This is a genomic window from Thermaerobacter composti (assembly GCF_033582035.1).
GTDB classification, from domain to species: domain Bacteria; phylum Bacillota; class Sulfobacillia; order Thermaerobacterales; family Thermaerobacteraceae; genus Thermaerobacter; species Thermaerobacter composti.
Genome location: NZ_CP132508.1, coordinates 1,261,790 through 1,275,226, shown reverse-complemented (window position 1 = coordinate 1,275,226; position 13,437 = coordinate 1,261,790). Strand labels below are relative to the sequence as shown.

Sequence of the window (13,437 nt, the reverse complement as noted above, 5' to 3'; positions counted from 1 at the left end):
CAAGGGAAGCTTCACCCATCGCCCCGAGAGGCCTCCCGCCGTCTGGCCTCCGCCCCCGCCCGCCACCACTCGCCGGCGGCGCCGGGCCCGGCCCATCCCGCGCCTAGCGGCGCCGTCGCCCGCGGGGACCCGGCCCGCCGGGTCGCCCGTTGTGGCCCGCGGGCCCGCGGCGGCCACCGCCGACCGGCACGGGCTGATCGAAGTCGTGGGCCCGGGGTCCGCTCAACTGCTCCATGTGCCGCTTCTCCGGCTGCTCCGCCAGCGCGTCCTTGCGGGAGAGGTTGACCCGCCCGAGGTCGTCGATCTCCACGACCTTGACCAGGACGGTGTCCCCGGGGCGCACCATGTCCTCCACCCTGGGCACCCGCTGCGGCGCCAGCCGGGAGACGTGCACGAGCCCTTCCTTCCCCGGCAGGATCTCGACGAAGGCGCCGAAGCTCATGAGCCGCGTCACCTTGCCCAGGTAGACGCTGCCCACCTCCACGTCGGCGACGATCTGCTCGATCCACTCCTTGGCCTTCTGGCCGCCCTGCTGGGTCTGGGCGGAGATGTAGACCTTGCCGTCGTCCTCGATGTCGATCTTGACGCCGCACTCGTCGGCGATGCGGTTGACGATGCGGCCGCCGGGCCCGATGACCTCGCGGATCTTCTCCACCGGGATCTGCATGATGATGATCCGCGGCGCGTAGGGCGACAGCTCGGGCCGCGGCTTGTCGATGACCGCCAGCATCTTCTCCAGGATGTGGAGCCGCCCGACCCGCGCCTGCTCCAGGGCCTTCTCCAGCACCGCGCGGTCGACGCCGGCGATCTTGATGTCCATCTGGATCGCCGTGACGCCCTCGCGGGTGCCGGCGACCTTGAAGTCCATGTCGCCCAGCTGGTCCTCGATGCCCTGGATGTCCGTCAGCACGACGAAGCGGTCGCCTTCCTTGATCAGGCCCATGGCCACGCCGGCCACCGGCGCCTTGATCGGCACGCCGGCGTCCATCAGCGCCAGGGTGCTGCCGCAGGTGCTGGCCATGGAGGTGGAGCCGTTGGAGCTGAGCACCTCGGAGACCAGCCGGATGGTGTAGGGGAACTCCAACTCGTCGGGAAGAACCGGCACCAGTGCCCGCTCCGCCAACGCGCCGTGGCCGATCTCCCGCCGGCTCGGGGCCCGCAGCGGCGCCACCTCGCCGGTGCTGTAGGGCGGGAAGTTGTAGTGGTGCATGTATCGCTTGAACTCCTCGATCTGGCCCAGGGTGTCCAGCATCTGCCGGTCCCCGGGGGCGCCCAGGGAGGCGACGGTCAGCACCTGGGTCTGCCCGCGCTGGAAGAGGCCCGAGCCGTGGGCCCGCGGCAACAGGCCGACCTCCACGTGGATGGGTCGGATCTCATCAGGCCGGCGGCCGTCGGGGCGGATCCCCTCCTCCAGGATCTGCCGCCGCACGATCTCCTTGAGCACATCGTCCAGCACGTGCTTGATGTCCATCTCGCCCTCGGGGAACTCGGCCAGCAGCTCCTCCAGGGCGGCCTTCTTGACCTCCTCCACCGCCTGCTCGCGGGCCTGCTTGTCCGGGTGGTTGATGGCCGCCCGCAGGCGCTCGGCGTACCGCGTGCGCACCGCCACGGCGATGGCCGGATCGGGCTCGTAGAGCGGCGGCTGCGCCTTGGGCTTGCCGCACTGGGCGATGATGGCCTCCTGGAACGCCACCAGGCGCTGGATCTCCTCGTGGCCGCGGAAGATGGCGTCGAGGATGGTGGCCTCCGGCACCTGGTGGGCGCCGGCCTCCACCATGTTGATGGCGTCCCGGGTCCCGGCCACCGTCAGGTCCAGCCGGCTGTGCTCCCGCTGGGCGGCGGTGGGATTGATCACCAGCTCCCCGTCCAGCAGCCCGACCTCCACGGCCCCCACGGGGCCGTTCCAGGGGATGTCGGAGATGCCCAGCGCCACCGACGCGCCGATGATGCCGGCGATCTCCGGCGAGCAGTCGTCGTCGTAGGACAGGGTGGTGACGATGATCTGCACCTCGTTGCGGTACCCCTTGGGGAACAGGGGCCGCAGCGGCCGGTCCGTCAGCCGCCCCGAGAGGATGGCGCGCTCGCTGGGCTTGCCCTCGCGGCGGAAGAAGGAGCCCGGGATGCGCCCGGCCGCGTACAGCCGCTCCTCCCAGTCCACCCGCAGCGGGAAGAAGTCGATGCCCTGGCGCGGCTCCTTGGAGGCCGTCGCCGTGGCCAGGATCACCGTATCGCCGTAGCGCACCAGGGCGCTGCCGTTGGCCTGCTGGGCCAGCTGCCCGATCTCCACCACCAGCGGGCGGCCGGCCAGCTCGGTGCGGAAGACCTTCTTGACCTCCGTTGCGTGGCTCTCCATCGCCTGCCTTCTGGCCCTCCCTCCCGACAAAGGCGAGAGCGGGCGGCGCGCCCGCTCTCGCCGACGAACTCAGCGCCGCAGGCCCAGGCGTGTGATCAGGGCCTGGTACCGCTCGGCGTCGCGACGCTTCAGGTACTGCAGCAGGCGACGCCGCTTCCCCACCATCTTGAGCAGGCCGCGGCGCGAGTGGTGGTCCTTCTTGTGGCGGCGCAGGTGCTCGGTCAGCTCGTTGATCCGCTCGGTCAGGATCGCCACCTGGACCTCCGGCGAGCCGGTGTCCTGCTCGTGCTGCGCGAACTCCCTGATCAGCTGCTGCTTGCGCTCCTGGCTCAGCGCCATCGCGGCTCCTCCTTCAAAGGGCCCCGGCATCCCCGCCCGGCCACGCCGCCGCCGGAGGAACGGCCGGCCTCGCCGGGGGATCGCCGCCGCAGGCCCGATCCGAGTCCGACCGCCCCGCCCAGGGCCGCAGGACGGTCGCGCCCGCCTCCAGGTCGAAACGATTGTAACAGCGGTCCGGCGCCGTTGGCAAACGGGGCCGGCACCCACGGGCGCGCCCGCCCATCCGCCGCCCGCTGACCGGGATCGCGGGGCCGCGCCGGTCCCGCCACGGACCGGGGTCGCGGGGGCGCGCCGGCCCGCCCGCCGCCCACCGGGACCGCGGGACGCGCCGCCCGGCGCGGGCCCGCTAGTCGCCCGGCGTCGCCGTGCCCAGCAGCGGGTCCGCCGTCGGCGGCTCCTGCAGGATCTGGCGGGCGGCGGCCACGTCGCGACGGATCTGCTCCGCCAGCTGTGCAGGCCCCGCGAAGCGCCGCTCCTCCCGCAGCCGGCGCACGAAGCCCACCCGGATCCGCTGCCCGTAGAGCGGGACGGCCACGTCCAGCAGGTGGACCTCCAGGCGCAGCTCGCCGCCGCCGAAGGTCGGCCGGCGCCCCAAGTTCGCCACCCCGCGATGCAGCGCCCCGCCCACCCGCACCCACACGGCGTAGACCCCCGGGGCCGGCAGGGCCAGCCCCGCCGGCACCTCCAGGTTCGCCGTGGGGAATCCCAGGCTGGCGCCGCGCCCCGCGCCCCGGATCACCCGGCCCGTCACCGAGTAGAGGCGGTCCAGCCCCTGGGCGGCGGCCTCCACCTCGCCCATCTCCAGGGCGCCGCGGATCCAGCTGCTGGAGACGGCCTGACGGCCGATGCGCACCGGCGGCACCACATGGGTCCAGAAGCCCCACCGCCGGCCCCACCGCTCCAGGTCGGCGGGGGTGCCGGCGCCGTCGCGGCCGAAGCGGAAGTTGTACCCGACGAACACCGCCCGCGCCTGGAGGCGGCCCGCCAGCACGTCGCGGGTGAACGCCTCGGCGGTGGTGCGCGCCAGGTGCCGGTCGAACCGCGCCACCAGGGCGCGATCCACGCCCAGGGCCGCGAACAGGGCCAGCCGGTCCTCCAGCGTGCCGAGGAGCGGCGGCAGGCGCTGGGGGGCCAGCACGGCCAGCGGGTGCGGGTCGAAGGTCAGCGCCACCGCCACGGCGTGCTGGGCGCGGGCGGCGGCGACGGCACCGCGCAGCAGGGCCTGGTGACCCCGGTGCACCCCGTCGAAGGTGCCGATGGCGACGCACGTCGGCCCCGACGGCGACCAGTTCTCGATGCCGTGGACGATCTCCATGCCCTCTCCCCTAGTCTCGTCGCGCGGACGAACCGGCCGCGCCGCCCAGCACCCGCTCGGGGATCGCCCGCCAGCCGGCGTCCTCGCGCTCCAGCCGGGCCACGGCCAGCAAGCGGCCGCCCCCGTCCAGCAAGCGCACCCGCCCGCCCGGGGCCCCTGCCCTGGCGGCCGGGGCCCCGGCGTCGCCCGCCGCCACGGCCGCCAGGACGGACCGGTCGGCCGGTTCGTCCCAGGGGTGGGGGCGGGGCCGCGGCCGGCCGCCGTGGGCCACCCGCCGGGCGTCGGTGTCGTCCAGCACCCAGGCGGGCAGGAAGGCCAGGGCTCGCGCGGGCGGCAACACGAGGCGGCGTCCCTCGCCCGCCGCCAGGGCCCGGCCCAGGTCTTCCAGGGTGACGGCGTCCGCCAGCGCGAAGGGCCCCTGGGCGGTCCGGATCAGAGCCGCCAGCGTGGCCGGCCGGCCCAGGTCGGCACCCAGGTCCCGGGCCAGGGCGCGCACGTAGGTGCCCTTGCTGCAGACCACATCCACCAGCAGGCGCGGGAAGGGGCCCGGCCACCAGGCCCGGAGCTCCAGGCGGTGGATGGTCACCGGTCGGGGCGGGAGCGCCACCGACCGGCCCTGGCGATGGCGCCGGTAGGCCCGCTCCCCCTGCTGGTGGACCGCCGACACCGCCGGCGGCACCTGCAGCTGCGGTCCCCGGCGGCGGTCCAGCGCCGCCCGCAGGCGGCCCTCGTCGAGGCCCGGGTCCGCAGCCGGCGCCGGCCGCCGGTCCGTCAGCCGTCCCTCGCTGTCGTGGCTGTCCGTGCCCACGCCGAGCCAGATCTCGGCGCGGTACGCCTTGACGGCGTCGCTCAGGTACTCGGCGAGCCGCGTGGCCGTCCCCAGGCACACCACCAGCACGCCGGCGGCGGCGGGGTCCAGGGTCCCCGCGTGGCCGACGCGGCGGATCCCGAAGAGCCGCCGGCACGCGTCCACCACGTCGTGGGAGGTCATGCCCGGCGGCTTGAGCACCGGGACGATCCCCTCGATCGGCGTCGCGGCACGGGGGCGCCGGACGCCGCCCGCCGCTCCGCGCCCGGCGGTCACGGCCGCTCCTCCCGCCCGGCGACCCCGCCGCGGCCGGCGTCGGGCGCCGGACCGCCGGATGCGGCCCGTTCCTCCAGATGGCGCACCACGTCCCGCAGCACCTGCACCCGCACCTTGTCCAGGGGACCCGGCAGGGTGCACCCCGCCGCCCGGGCGTGCCCCCCGCCGCCGAAGCGGGCGGCCAGCTGGCTGACGTCCACCTCGTGGCTCGAGCGCCAGCTGACGCGCACCCGCCCGTCGGGCTCCTCGACGAAGAGCAGGGCGACCTCGACGCCGGCCAGGGAGCGCGGGTAGTTGACGAAGCCCTCGGTGTCGCCGCGCTGGGCGCCGACCCTGTCCATCATGGCGCGGGAGACGGTCATCCAGGCCAGGCGACCCCCGGCCCCCACCTCCAGCGTCCCCAGCGCCTCCCGCAGCAGCCGCAGCACGCGCAGCGGCCGCTGCTCGAAGACCGACTGGGCCACCCGCTGGGGCTCGACGCCCAGCTCCAGCAGCCGCGCCGCCAGCCGCAGCGTCTCGGGCCGGGTGTTCTCGTACTGGAACGAGCCGGTGTCCGTCAGGATCGCCGTGTAGATCCCGTACGCCATGGCGGCGTCCAGGGGCACCCCCAGCGCGTCGATCAGGCGCGCGGTGATCTCCCCCACCGCGGCCGCCGAGGGTTCGATGTAGTTGACGTCGCCGTACCGGCGGTTGGAGGGGTGGTGGTCCACGTTGATGATCCGGCCGATGCGCTCGATGGCCGACCGCGCCGGGCCGACGCGGTCCAGGTCGGCACAGTCGAGCAGGATGGCCGCGTCGTACTGCGACCAGTCCTCCTCCACCTCGTTCCACAGGCGGAAGCGGTCGCCGCCGGGCAGGAATCGGTAGGCCTCCCCGGGCAGGTCCGCCCCCACCCAGATCGTCCGCTTGCCCAGCCGCTCCAGGGCGAGTCCCAGGGCGAGGGTGGAACCGATGCTGTCGCCGTCGGGCGAGAGGTGGAGGAAGAGGGCGAACCGGCGCCCGGCCCGGAGGGCCGCCACCACCTGGGCGAACCCGCCGTTCCCCGGCGGGACGTCGGCACCGCCCCCGCCCTCGCCAGCCGCGGCCGCGGCGCCCGCCCCGGCCGCCGTCACCGGCCGCTCCCCTGGAGGGGGCACGGCAGCCGGCGACGGGGTGTGGGGATCGGGGCGGCCGCCGACCGGGTGGCGCCCGACGACCGCCTCCGGGCCGCCCTCGCCGGCCGGGCCGGCCGACCCGCCCGACGCCGTCCCGCGAGCCCCCTCCGGTCCCATGGCGCCTCCCCGGTCACCGACCATCCGCCTGCCCCCTCGGTCCCTCGCCACCGCCGTCCGCCCCACCGGCCCCGGCGCCGGACCCCGCCGACGTCGCCTCGCGGTCCCCTTCCGCCCCGCCCGCACCGCCCGCGGGACCCGCCGGGGCCGTTCCGGCCTCCTGGGCCCGAATCTGGCGCAGGAGCTGGGCGATGCGCACGCTGTAGGCGGCCGACTCGTCGAGGCGGAAGTCCAGCTCGGGCACGTGGCGCAGCCGGACGGCGCGGCCCAGCTCCGAGCGGATGAACCCGCGCGCCCGCTCGAGGCCCTCCATGGCCCGCTGGCGGGCCGCATCGTCGCCGATGACGCTGATGCGGACCTTGGCGTGACGGAGGTCGGGGGAGAGCTCGACGCCGGTCACGCCCACCATGCCCACCCGTGGATCCTTGACGCGACGCAGGATCTCCGCCAGCGCCTCCTGGATGGCATCGGCGATCCGTTCGCGGCGCTTCACCGACACGCCCATCACCTGCCCCCGCATGGTCCGCCGCACCCCACCGCCGCCTTCCCCGGCGCCGGGTCCCAGGATGCGGCCGGGACGCGGCAGCCCGGATGACCGTGCGGGCCTCGCGGCCGCGGCCCCCTCCCGCCCCGGGCGACAAGGCCGCGCCCGCCGGCCGCGGGAGGGGACGGCCCGCCCGCGCCGGGGGGCGCTGCGCCGGCCCCGCAGCCCCCCGCGGCTAGGGCCTCCCCGACCGCGCCCCGTGCTCGGCGCTTCCCGCGGCCGGTCCCCCGCGCCCCAGCCCTCCCCCGCGGCCGGCGCGGGATCGACATCCCGCGGGGCGAGAGGGTCCCGCGGCACCCCGTCAGAGGATCTCCCTGTCGACCTCCAGCAGCTCGATGTCCGATCGGGTCTCCAGCCAGCGGAGGCACTCCTCCAGGATGGCCTCACAGCGGCGGGCCTCGCTGCTGACGCAGGCGAAGGCGACCTCCGCCCGTTGCCACGCCTCCTGGGAGCCGACCTCCGCCACCGCCAGGGCGTACCGCTGGCGCAGCCTGTCCAGGATGCTGCGGAGCACCCGCCGCTTGTCCTTCAGGGAGGTGCTGCCGGGAACCGCCAGCGTCACCCGGCAGAGTCCAACGAAGGCTGGCATGCCGCCACCTCCCGGCCCGCCGTCTCGGCGGGGTCACGCGCCGGTCGACCGGGACCATGGCGGGCGCCGTGCGCCGGCCATGGGGGGCCCCGCGTGCCGCGGCCGCGGCACGCGGGGTGCCGCGACCCGTGGGCCGGGCGCGCGCCCGAGGGCGTCGGGCCCCCCTAGGCTGGGCTTCCGGGCGTCCCGCCATCGGCTAGCGTCCCGGGCCTCGCGCGGCCATGCCCCCTGGCCCCGGTCGCTCCAGGGCACCCCGCCCCGGCGGCCCAGGGGCGCCTGCGCACCCTGCGGCCCGGGCCCGGGCGCTCGCGGGGCGCCGCCAGGACGCCTCGCTGGCCTCGACACCGGGGCGGCGCCGTCCCGCGCCGGCGCTGCCCCGGCCGGCCCCGGGGCACCGGGCCGCCGGGGCGGGCGGCCCGTCCCGGCGCCGCGCCTTCCGGTGGCATCCCGGGAAGCAGATCCGTGTTCTCGCCGCCCGCCCGGGCGCGCCTCAGAGGGCGCGGGCCACCTCCTGCTCCTGGAAGACCTCCAGCACGTCGCCCTCCTTGATGTCGTTGAACCGCTCGATGCCGACGCCGCACTCGTACCCCTGGGCGACCTCGCGCACGTCGTCCTTGAACCGCTTCAGGGAGGCGATGCGCCCCTCGTAGATCACGGTGCCGTCGCGGATGACCCGCACCCGCGCGTTGCGGGCGATCTTGCCGTCGGTGACGTAGCACCCCGCCACCGTGCCCACGCCCGGCACCTTGAAGGTGGCCCGCACCTCCGCCTGGCCGACGACAACCTCGCGCACCTCGGGCTTGAGCAGGCCCTGCAACGCCTTCTTCACGTCGTCCAGGAGCTCGTAGATCACCCGGTACGTCCGGATCTCCACGTTCTCCCGGTCCGCCGCCCGCCGCGCGTTGGCGTCGGGGCGCACGTTGAACCCGATGACGATCGCCCGCGAGGCCGCCGCCAGCATCACGTCGGACTCGCTGATGGCGCCGAGGCCCGTGTGCAGCACCCGCACGTAGGCCTCGTCGGTGGAGAGGCGCTCCAGGGCGGGCACCAGGGCGTCCAGCGACCCCTGCACGTCGGCCTTGACCACCAACCGCAGCTCCCGCTCGCCCGCCTCCCCGGCCGCCTGCTGGGCGAACTGCTCCAGGGTCAGGCCGCGGGCCGCCCGCAGCTCCTCCTGCCGCCGCTCCTCCTGGCGCCGTTCGGCGATCTCCCGGGCCTCGCGCTCGTCGGCCACCACCTCCAGGCGGTCGCCGGCCTCGGGCACCTCCGAGGCGCCCAGCACCTCGACGGGCGTGGAGGGGCCGGCCTCCTGGAGCGGGCGGCCGCGGTCGTCGAACAGGGCGCGCACCCGGCCGTAGGTCGTCCCGCAGACGAAGGCGTCCCCCACCCGCAGGGTCCCGTTCTGCACCAGGACCGTGGCCACCGGCCCCCGGCCGCGCTCCAGCTTGGCCTCGATCACCGTGCCGCGCGCGGGTCGGTTGGGGTTGGCCTTCAGCTCCTGCAGCTCCGCCACCAGCAGGATCATCTCCAGCAGCTCCTGGATCCCCTGGCCGGTGTGGGCGGAGACCTCGACCATGACGGTGTCGCCGCCCCACTCCTCCGGCACCAGGTTGAACTCCGTCAGCTGCTGGCGCACGCGCTCGGGGTTGGCCTCCGGCTTGTCGACCTTGGTGATGGCCACCACGATGGGCACGCCCGCCGCCCGGGCGTGGTTGATGGCCTCCACCGTCTGGGGCATGACGCCGTCGTCCGCCGCCACCACCAGCACCGCGATGTCCGTCACCTGGGCGCCCCGGGCGCGCAGGGCGGTGAACGCCTCGTGGCCCGGCGTGTCGAGGAAGACGATCTTCTTGTCGCCGACCTCCACCACCGAGGCGCCGATGTGCTGGGTGATGCCGCCCGCCTCCTGGTCGGTGACCCGCGTCTGGCGGATCCGGTCGAGCAACGAGGTCTTGCCGTGGTCGACGTGGCCCAGCACCGTGACCACCGGCCAGCGCGGCTGGAGCTGGGACGCGTCGTCCTCCTCCGCCGCCGGCTCGGGCTTCTTGGCCAGCTCGGGCTCGGGCTCCTGGATCTTGACGGTGAAGCCGAACTTCTCCGCCACCTTGGCCGCCACCGAGGCGTCGATCTCCTGGTTGATCGCGGCCATGACCCCCATGCCGATCAGGGTCTGGATCACCTGGGCCGGGGGGACGCCCAGGAGTTCGGCGAAGGCCCCCACGGTGACGGCGCCGGTCAGCGTGACCTCACCGCCCACCCGCGAGCCGTGCCGGATCTCGTGGGTGGCCTGCTCCTGGGCGCGACGGCGCCGGCGCTCCTCCTTGCGGCCGCCGAAGAGCTTGCCCTCGTCGTCCTCGTCCAGGAAGTCCCGCTCGTCGCGGACGTACTCCTTCTCCTTGCGCTTGCCGCCCCGCCGGGCCGGACCCCCGCCGGGACGGCCGGCCCCGGGCCGCCCTGCCATGCCGGGACGCCCCGCAGGCCGCGGCGGGGCGAAGCCCCCACCGGGCCGCCCGCCCCCCGGCCGCGGCCCGCCGCCGGGGCGTCCAGCCCCCGGCCGCGGGCCCGCCCCGGCGCGGCCGGCGCCGGGGCGGGCCCCCGCGCCGCCGGCCGGGCGGGGCCCCCCGGCCCCGCCCGGCCGGCCCTGGCCCTGTCCCGCGGGCCGGCCCTGCCCCTGGGGCTGGCCGGCGCCCCGGCCGTCCGGCCGGCCGCCGCCGGCCGGACGGCCGTCCCCGGGGCGACCGGGCCGCGGGGCGGCCCGGTCGCCCCGGCGCTCCTCACGCCGCGGCGTGCCGGACGCCCCCGCACCGCCACCACCGGCCGCAGCCGGCCCGCCACGGCCCGCCGGCGCCGGGGCACCCTGGCCGCCCCGGGCGCCGGCCCCGGCCGGGGCGCTCCGCCCGGGCGCGCCGGGCGCCGGCGCGCCCGGGCGCGCGCCACCCGCCGCCCCCGGGGCCTGGGGTCCCTGGGGGGCGGGGGCGCCAGCCGGCCGCGCCCCCGCCGCCCCCGGCGCCGGGCGCGGGGCGGCGCCGGCCTCGCCGGTGCGACCGGCCTGCTTCCCCGTACCCGCACCGTTGGCCGCCGTCGCGGGGCCCCCGGCGGGACCGCGGCGGGCACCATCGCCCGCGCCCATCGCGGGGCGGGCCACCGATCCGCCCGGGCGGTCCGTCGCCGCGGACCGCCCGGGGGCCCCGTTGGTCGGCGCCGCCGGTCGTGGGCTCCCGGCGCCGGCGGCCCCGGCCTTCGGTCCTTGACCGGCGCGGGCCCCGGCCGCCGCCGACCCGCCGGCCGCGGGCCGGCCGGTCGCCGCCGCTCCCGGGCCGCCAGACGCCCCGGCGCGCCCCGGCTCCCGCCCACCGCCCGACGGCGTGGTCCGGGCGCCCGCGACGTCGCCGCCCCCGCGGGCGCCGTCCCGTCCCCCCGCGCCACCGGCCGACCGCGAGGCGGCACCGCCGGTCGGACCCGATCCACCCGACTGCCCCGCGGGCCCGGAGTCGCCGCGCAGAATCTGGGTGATCCGGCGCGCCACCTGGTCGTTGATCGTACTCATGTGGTTCTGGATGTCGATGTTCAGCTCGTCGTGCAGGATGCGCAGGATCTCCTTGCTCTGCACACCCAGCTTGCGAGCCAGCTCATAGATGCGGATGCTTCGCGACAAACGGCTCACCCCCAAATTCTGCGCCCGTTCCTCCGGTCCCCGCGGGCAGCCGCTCCCGCAGGGCGGCGGCCAGCCCCTTGTCCGTCACCGCCAGCACGGCGCACTGGGAGCGCCCCAGCGCCGCACCGAGCTCGGCCTTGCGGCCCCAGACGACCATCGGCACCGCCTCCCGGCTGGTGAGGTGGGCGAACCGCCGTCGGCAGGCGGCGCCGGCGTCCTCCGCCACCAGCACCAGGGCCGCCCGGCCGCGCTGCAGGGCGAAGCGCACGGCGTGGTCGCCGGCGGCCAGCTGCCCCGCCCGCCGGGCGAGGCCCAGCAGCCCCATGGGGTCGCCCTTAACCGCCACCGGCATCCGCCTCCGCCACCAGCGCCGCGAGCTGGCGCCGCAACGCCTCCACCGTGGCCGGGTCCACCTCGGTCTTGAGGGCGCGGCCCAGCTCCCGCGCCTTGAGGGCGCGTTCGAGGCACCGAGGATCGGGACACAGGTAGGCGCCGCGGCCCGCCTTGCGCCCGGTTGGGTCGAAGAGCACCTCCCCCTCGGGGGTGCGCACCACCCGCAGGAGCTCGCGCTTGGGCCGGATCGTCCGGCAGCCGATGCAGGTCCGCTGCGGCACGTGTCGGGGCACGGCGCCTCACCTCGCTCCTCGCTGGTCGGCCTCGACGTCCCCGTCCGCGTCCTCGCCGGGTTCGTCGGCGCCGCCCTCGCCGGCGGCGTCCCCCTCCTCCGGCGCATCCGCCGCGGCCGGCGCCCGGCCTGCGGCGTCGCCGCCGCGGGCCGCCTCCTCCTCGGTCGCCGTCGCCGCGGCGTCCTCCCCGGCGCCGTCCTCGTCCTCCGCGGTCCCATCCCGAGCCGCGTCCTCAGCCGCGCCGGCCGGTTCGTCCGCCCACGGATCCCAGGCGTCGGCCGCGGCCTCGGCCTCCTCCCGCGCGCGGTCCAGGGCGCCGGGAGCGAACAGGTCGTCCAGGTCGTCGCCGGCGTCCCCGGCGGCGTCGCCGCCCTCATCCCGCGCGACGCCGGCCAACACCGCGTCGATGTCCCACTCGTCGGCCCGGGCCAGCAGCTCCTGCGCCTGCGACTCGGCATGGATGTCGATCTTCCAGCCCGTCAGCCGGGCCGCGAGGCGCGCGTTCTGCCCTTCCTTGCCGATGGCCAGGGACAGCTGGTGGTCGGGCACGATGACCCGCGCCACCCGGGTCTCCGGCTCCAGGATCACCCGCGTCACCTTGGCCGGCGAGAGGGCGTTGGCCACGAACTGCTCCGGCTCCTCCGCCCAGCGGATCACGTCGATGCGCTCGCCCCGAAGCTCCGCCACCACCGCCTGGACGCGGATGCCGCGCGGGCCGACGCAGGCGCCCACCGGGTCCACCCGCTCGTCGCGGGTGTCGACGGCCACCTTGGCCCGCACGCCGGGCTCCCGCACCGCCTCCTTGATCTCGACGATGCCGTCGTGGATCTCCGGCACCTCCAGCTCGAACAGCCGCTTGAGCAGGTTGGGGTGGGTGCGGGAGATCAGGATCTGCGGGCCCTTGGGCGTCTTCCGCACCTCGACGATGTAGACCTTGATGCGGTCGCCGGGGCGATACCGCTCGCCGGGGATCTGCTCCGACGGGAACAGCACCGTCTCCGTGCGCCCCAGGTCGACCAGCACGTTGCGCCCCTGCACCCGCTGGACCACGCCGGTGACGATGTCACCCTCGCGGGCGATGAACTCCTCGTAGATCAGGTCGCGCTCGGCCTCCCGGATGCGCTGGAGGACCACCTGCTTGGCGGTCTGGGCGGCGATGCGCCCGAACGCCCGCGGCGTCACCTCCTGCTCCACCACGTCGCCCACCTGGTACCGCGGGTCGATCTCCCGGGCTTCGGCCAGGCTGATCTGGGTCGCGGGGTCCTCCACCTGCTCCACCACCTCGCGGCGCGCCACCACCCGGATCTCGCCCGTCTCCCGGTCGATGCGCACCGCCACGTTCTGGGCGGTGCCGAAGTGGCGACGAAAGGCGGCCACCAGCGCCGCTTCGATGGCCTCGAGCAGCGTGTCCTTGTCGATGCCCCGCTGTCGCTCCAGATCCTCCAGCGCCTCGATGAACTCCACATTCATGGGCGGCCAGGCGCCTCCTTTCCCCTGACACCGGACCCCCTGCCCTGGCGAGGGACCCCCGCCGAGACCCCACCCGGTGGGACGAACCGGCCGCGCTCGGGCCCAGGCCCACGGGGCGCCGCTGGTCAACCCGCCGAGAGCCCACGCGGCGGGACGAACCGGCCACGCCGTGCGGGTCACCGCCCCGCGGC

General features: G+C 76.5%; 11 protein-coding genes and 1 pseudogene. All 12 read right to left on the bottom strand.

Annotated features, from left to right (window positions below; genetic code table 11):
• Window positions 1-103 precede the first annotated feature (103 nt).
• On the bottom strand, window positions 104-2,353 hold the full coding sequence (locus Q5761_RS05035; RefSeq protein WP_318751421.1) for a polyribonucleotide nucleotidyltransferase: 2,250 nt from the start codon (window positions 2,351-2,353) through the stop codon (window positions 104-106).
• A gap of 69 nt (window positions 2,354-2,422) precedes the next feature.
• Window positions 2,423-2,692 (bottom strand): 30S ribosomal protein S15, encoded by a 270-nt coding sequence (gene rpsO, locus Q5761_RS05030; protein ID WP_135225347.1) that lies wholly within the window; start codon window positions 2,690-2,692, stop codon window positions 2,423-2,425.
• Window positions 2,693-3,038: 346 nt separating this feature from the next.
• On the bottom strand, window positions 3,039-4,007 hold the full coding sequence (locus Q5761_RS05025; RefSeq protein ID WP_318751420.1) for a bifunctional riboflavin kinase/FAD synthetase: 969 nt from the start codon (window positions 4,005-4,007) through the stop codon (window positions 3,039-3,041).
• A 10-nt stretch (window positions 4,008-4,017) separates the two neighbouring features.
• Entirely contained in the window at window positions 4,018-5,091 is a 1,074-nt protein-coding gene (gene truB / locus Q5761_RS05020; protein ID WP_318751419.1) for a tRNA pseudouridine(55) synthase TruB, read from the bottom strand.
• The gene (locus tag Q5761_RS05015) at window positions 5,088-6,386 is read right to left on the bottom strand and encodes a bifunctional oligoribonuclease/PAP phosphatase NrnA (RefSeq protein ID WP_318751418.1); all 1,299 of its coding nucleotides are present in this window, start codon (window positions 6,384-6,386) and stop codon (window positions 5,088-5,090) included. Before Q5761_RS05015 ends, truB begins: the two co-directional genes overlap by 4 nt.
• Window positions 6,376-6,894 carry a 30S ribosome-binding factor RbfA gene (gene rbfA, locus Q5761_RS05010; RefSeq protein WP_243123280.1) on the bottom strand — a complete coding sequence of 173 codons (519 nt, stop codon included), beginning with the start codon at window positions 6,892-6,894 and terminating at the stop codon, window positions 6,376-6,378. Before rbfA ends, Q5761_RS05015 begins: the two co-directional genes overlap by 11 nt.
• Before the next feature lie 313 nt (window positions 6,895-7,207).
• The gene (locus Q5761_RS05005) at window positions 7,208-7,495 is read right to left on the bottom strand and encodes a DUF503 domain-containing protein (RefSeq protein ID WP_318751417.1); all 288 of its coding nucleotides are present in this window, start codon (window positions 7,493-7,495) and stop codon (window positions 7,208-7,210) included.
• Between the two features lie 490 nt (window positions 7,496-7,985).
• Entirely contained in the window at window positions 7,986-9,956 is a 1,971-nt protein-coding gene (gene infB / locus Q5761_RS05000; RefSeq protein WP_318751613.1) for a translation initiation factor IF-2, read from the bottom strand.
• Between the two features lie 1,104 nt (window positions 9,957-11,060).
• A pseudogene (locus Q5761_RS04995) lies at window positions 11,061-11,105 on the bottom strand (hypothetical protein); the annotation flags it as partial.
• Between the two features lie 19 nt (window positions 11,106-11,124).
• A complete protein-coding gene (locus tag Q5761_RS04990; RefSeq protein ID WP_318751416.1) occupies window positions 11,125-11,502 on the bottom strand; it encodes a L7Ae/L30e/S12e/Gadd45 family ribosomal protein in 378 nt (125 codons plus the stop codon).
• The gene (gene rnpM, locus Q5761_RS04985) at window positions 11,486-11,776 is read right to left on the bottom strand and encodes an RNase P modulator RnpM (RefSeq protein ID WP_135225343.1); all 291 of its coding nucleotides are present in this window, start codon (window positions 11,774-11,776) and stop codon (window positions 11,486-11,488) included. Before rnpM ends, Q5761_RS04990 begins: the two co-directional genes overlap by 17 nt.
• A gap of 6 nt (window positions 11,777-11,782) precedes the next feature.
• On the bottom strand, window positions 11,783-13,246 hold the full coding sequence (gene nusA / locus Q5761_RS04980; protein ID WP_318751415.1) for a transcription termination factor NusA: 1,464 nt from the start codon (window positions 13,244-13,246) through the stop codon (window positions 11,783-11,785).
• Between the last annotated feature and the right edge of the window lie 191 nt (window positions 13,247-13,437).

Excerpts from the sequence above, each read along its gene's own strand:
- Q5761_RS05035 (WP_318751421.1), bottom strand. The coding sequence starts at position 2,353 with ATGGAGAGCCACGCAACGGAGGTCAAGAAGGTCTTCCGCACCGAGCTG.
- rpsO (WP_135225347.1), bottom strand. The coding sequence starts at position 2,692 with ATGGCGCTGAGCCAGGAGCGCAAGCAGCAGCTGATCAGGGAGTTCGCG.
- Q5761_RS05025 (WP_318751420.1), bottom strand. The coding sequence starts at position 4,007 with ATGGAGATCGTCCACGGCATCGAGAACTGGTCGCCGTCGGGGCCGACG.
- Q5761_RS05015 (WP_318751418.1), bottom strand. The coding sequence starts at position 6,386 with ATGGTCGGTGACCGGGGAGGCGCCATGGGACCGGAGGGGGCTCGCGGG.
- Q5761_RS05005 (WP_318751417.1), bottom strand. The coding sequence starts at position 7,495 with ATGCCAGCCTTCGTTGGACTCTGCCGGGTGACGCTGGCGGTTCCCGGC.
- infB (WP_318751613.1), bottom strand. The coding sequence starts at position 9,956 with ATGGCAGGGCGGCCCGGGGCCGGCCGTCCCGGCGGGGGTCCGGCCCGG.
- Q5761_RS04990 (WP_318751416.1), bottom strand. The coding sequence starts at position 11,502 with ATGCCGGTGGCGGTTAAGGGCGACCCCATGGGGCTGCTGGGCCTCGCC.
- nusA (WP_318751415.1), bottom strand. The coding sequence starts at position 13,246 with ATGAATGTGGAGTTCATCGAGGCGCTGGAGGATCTGGAGCGACAGCGG.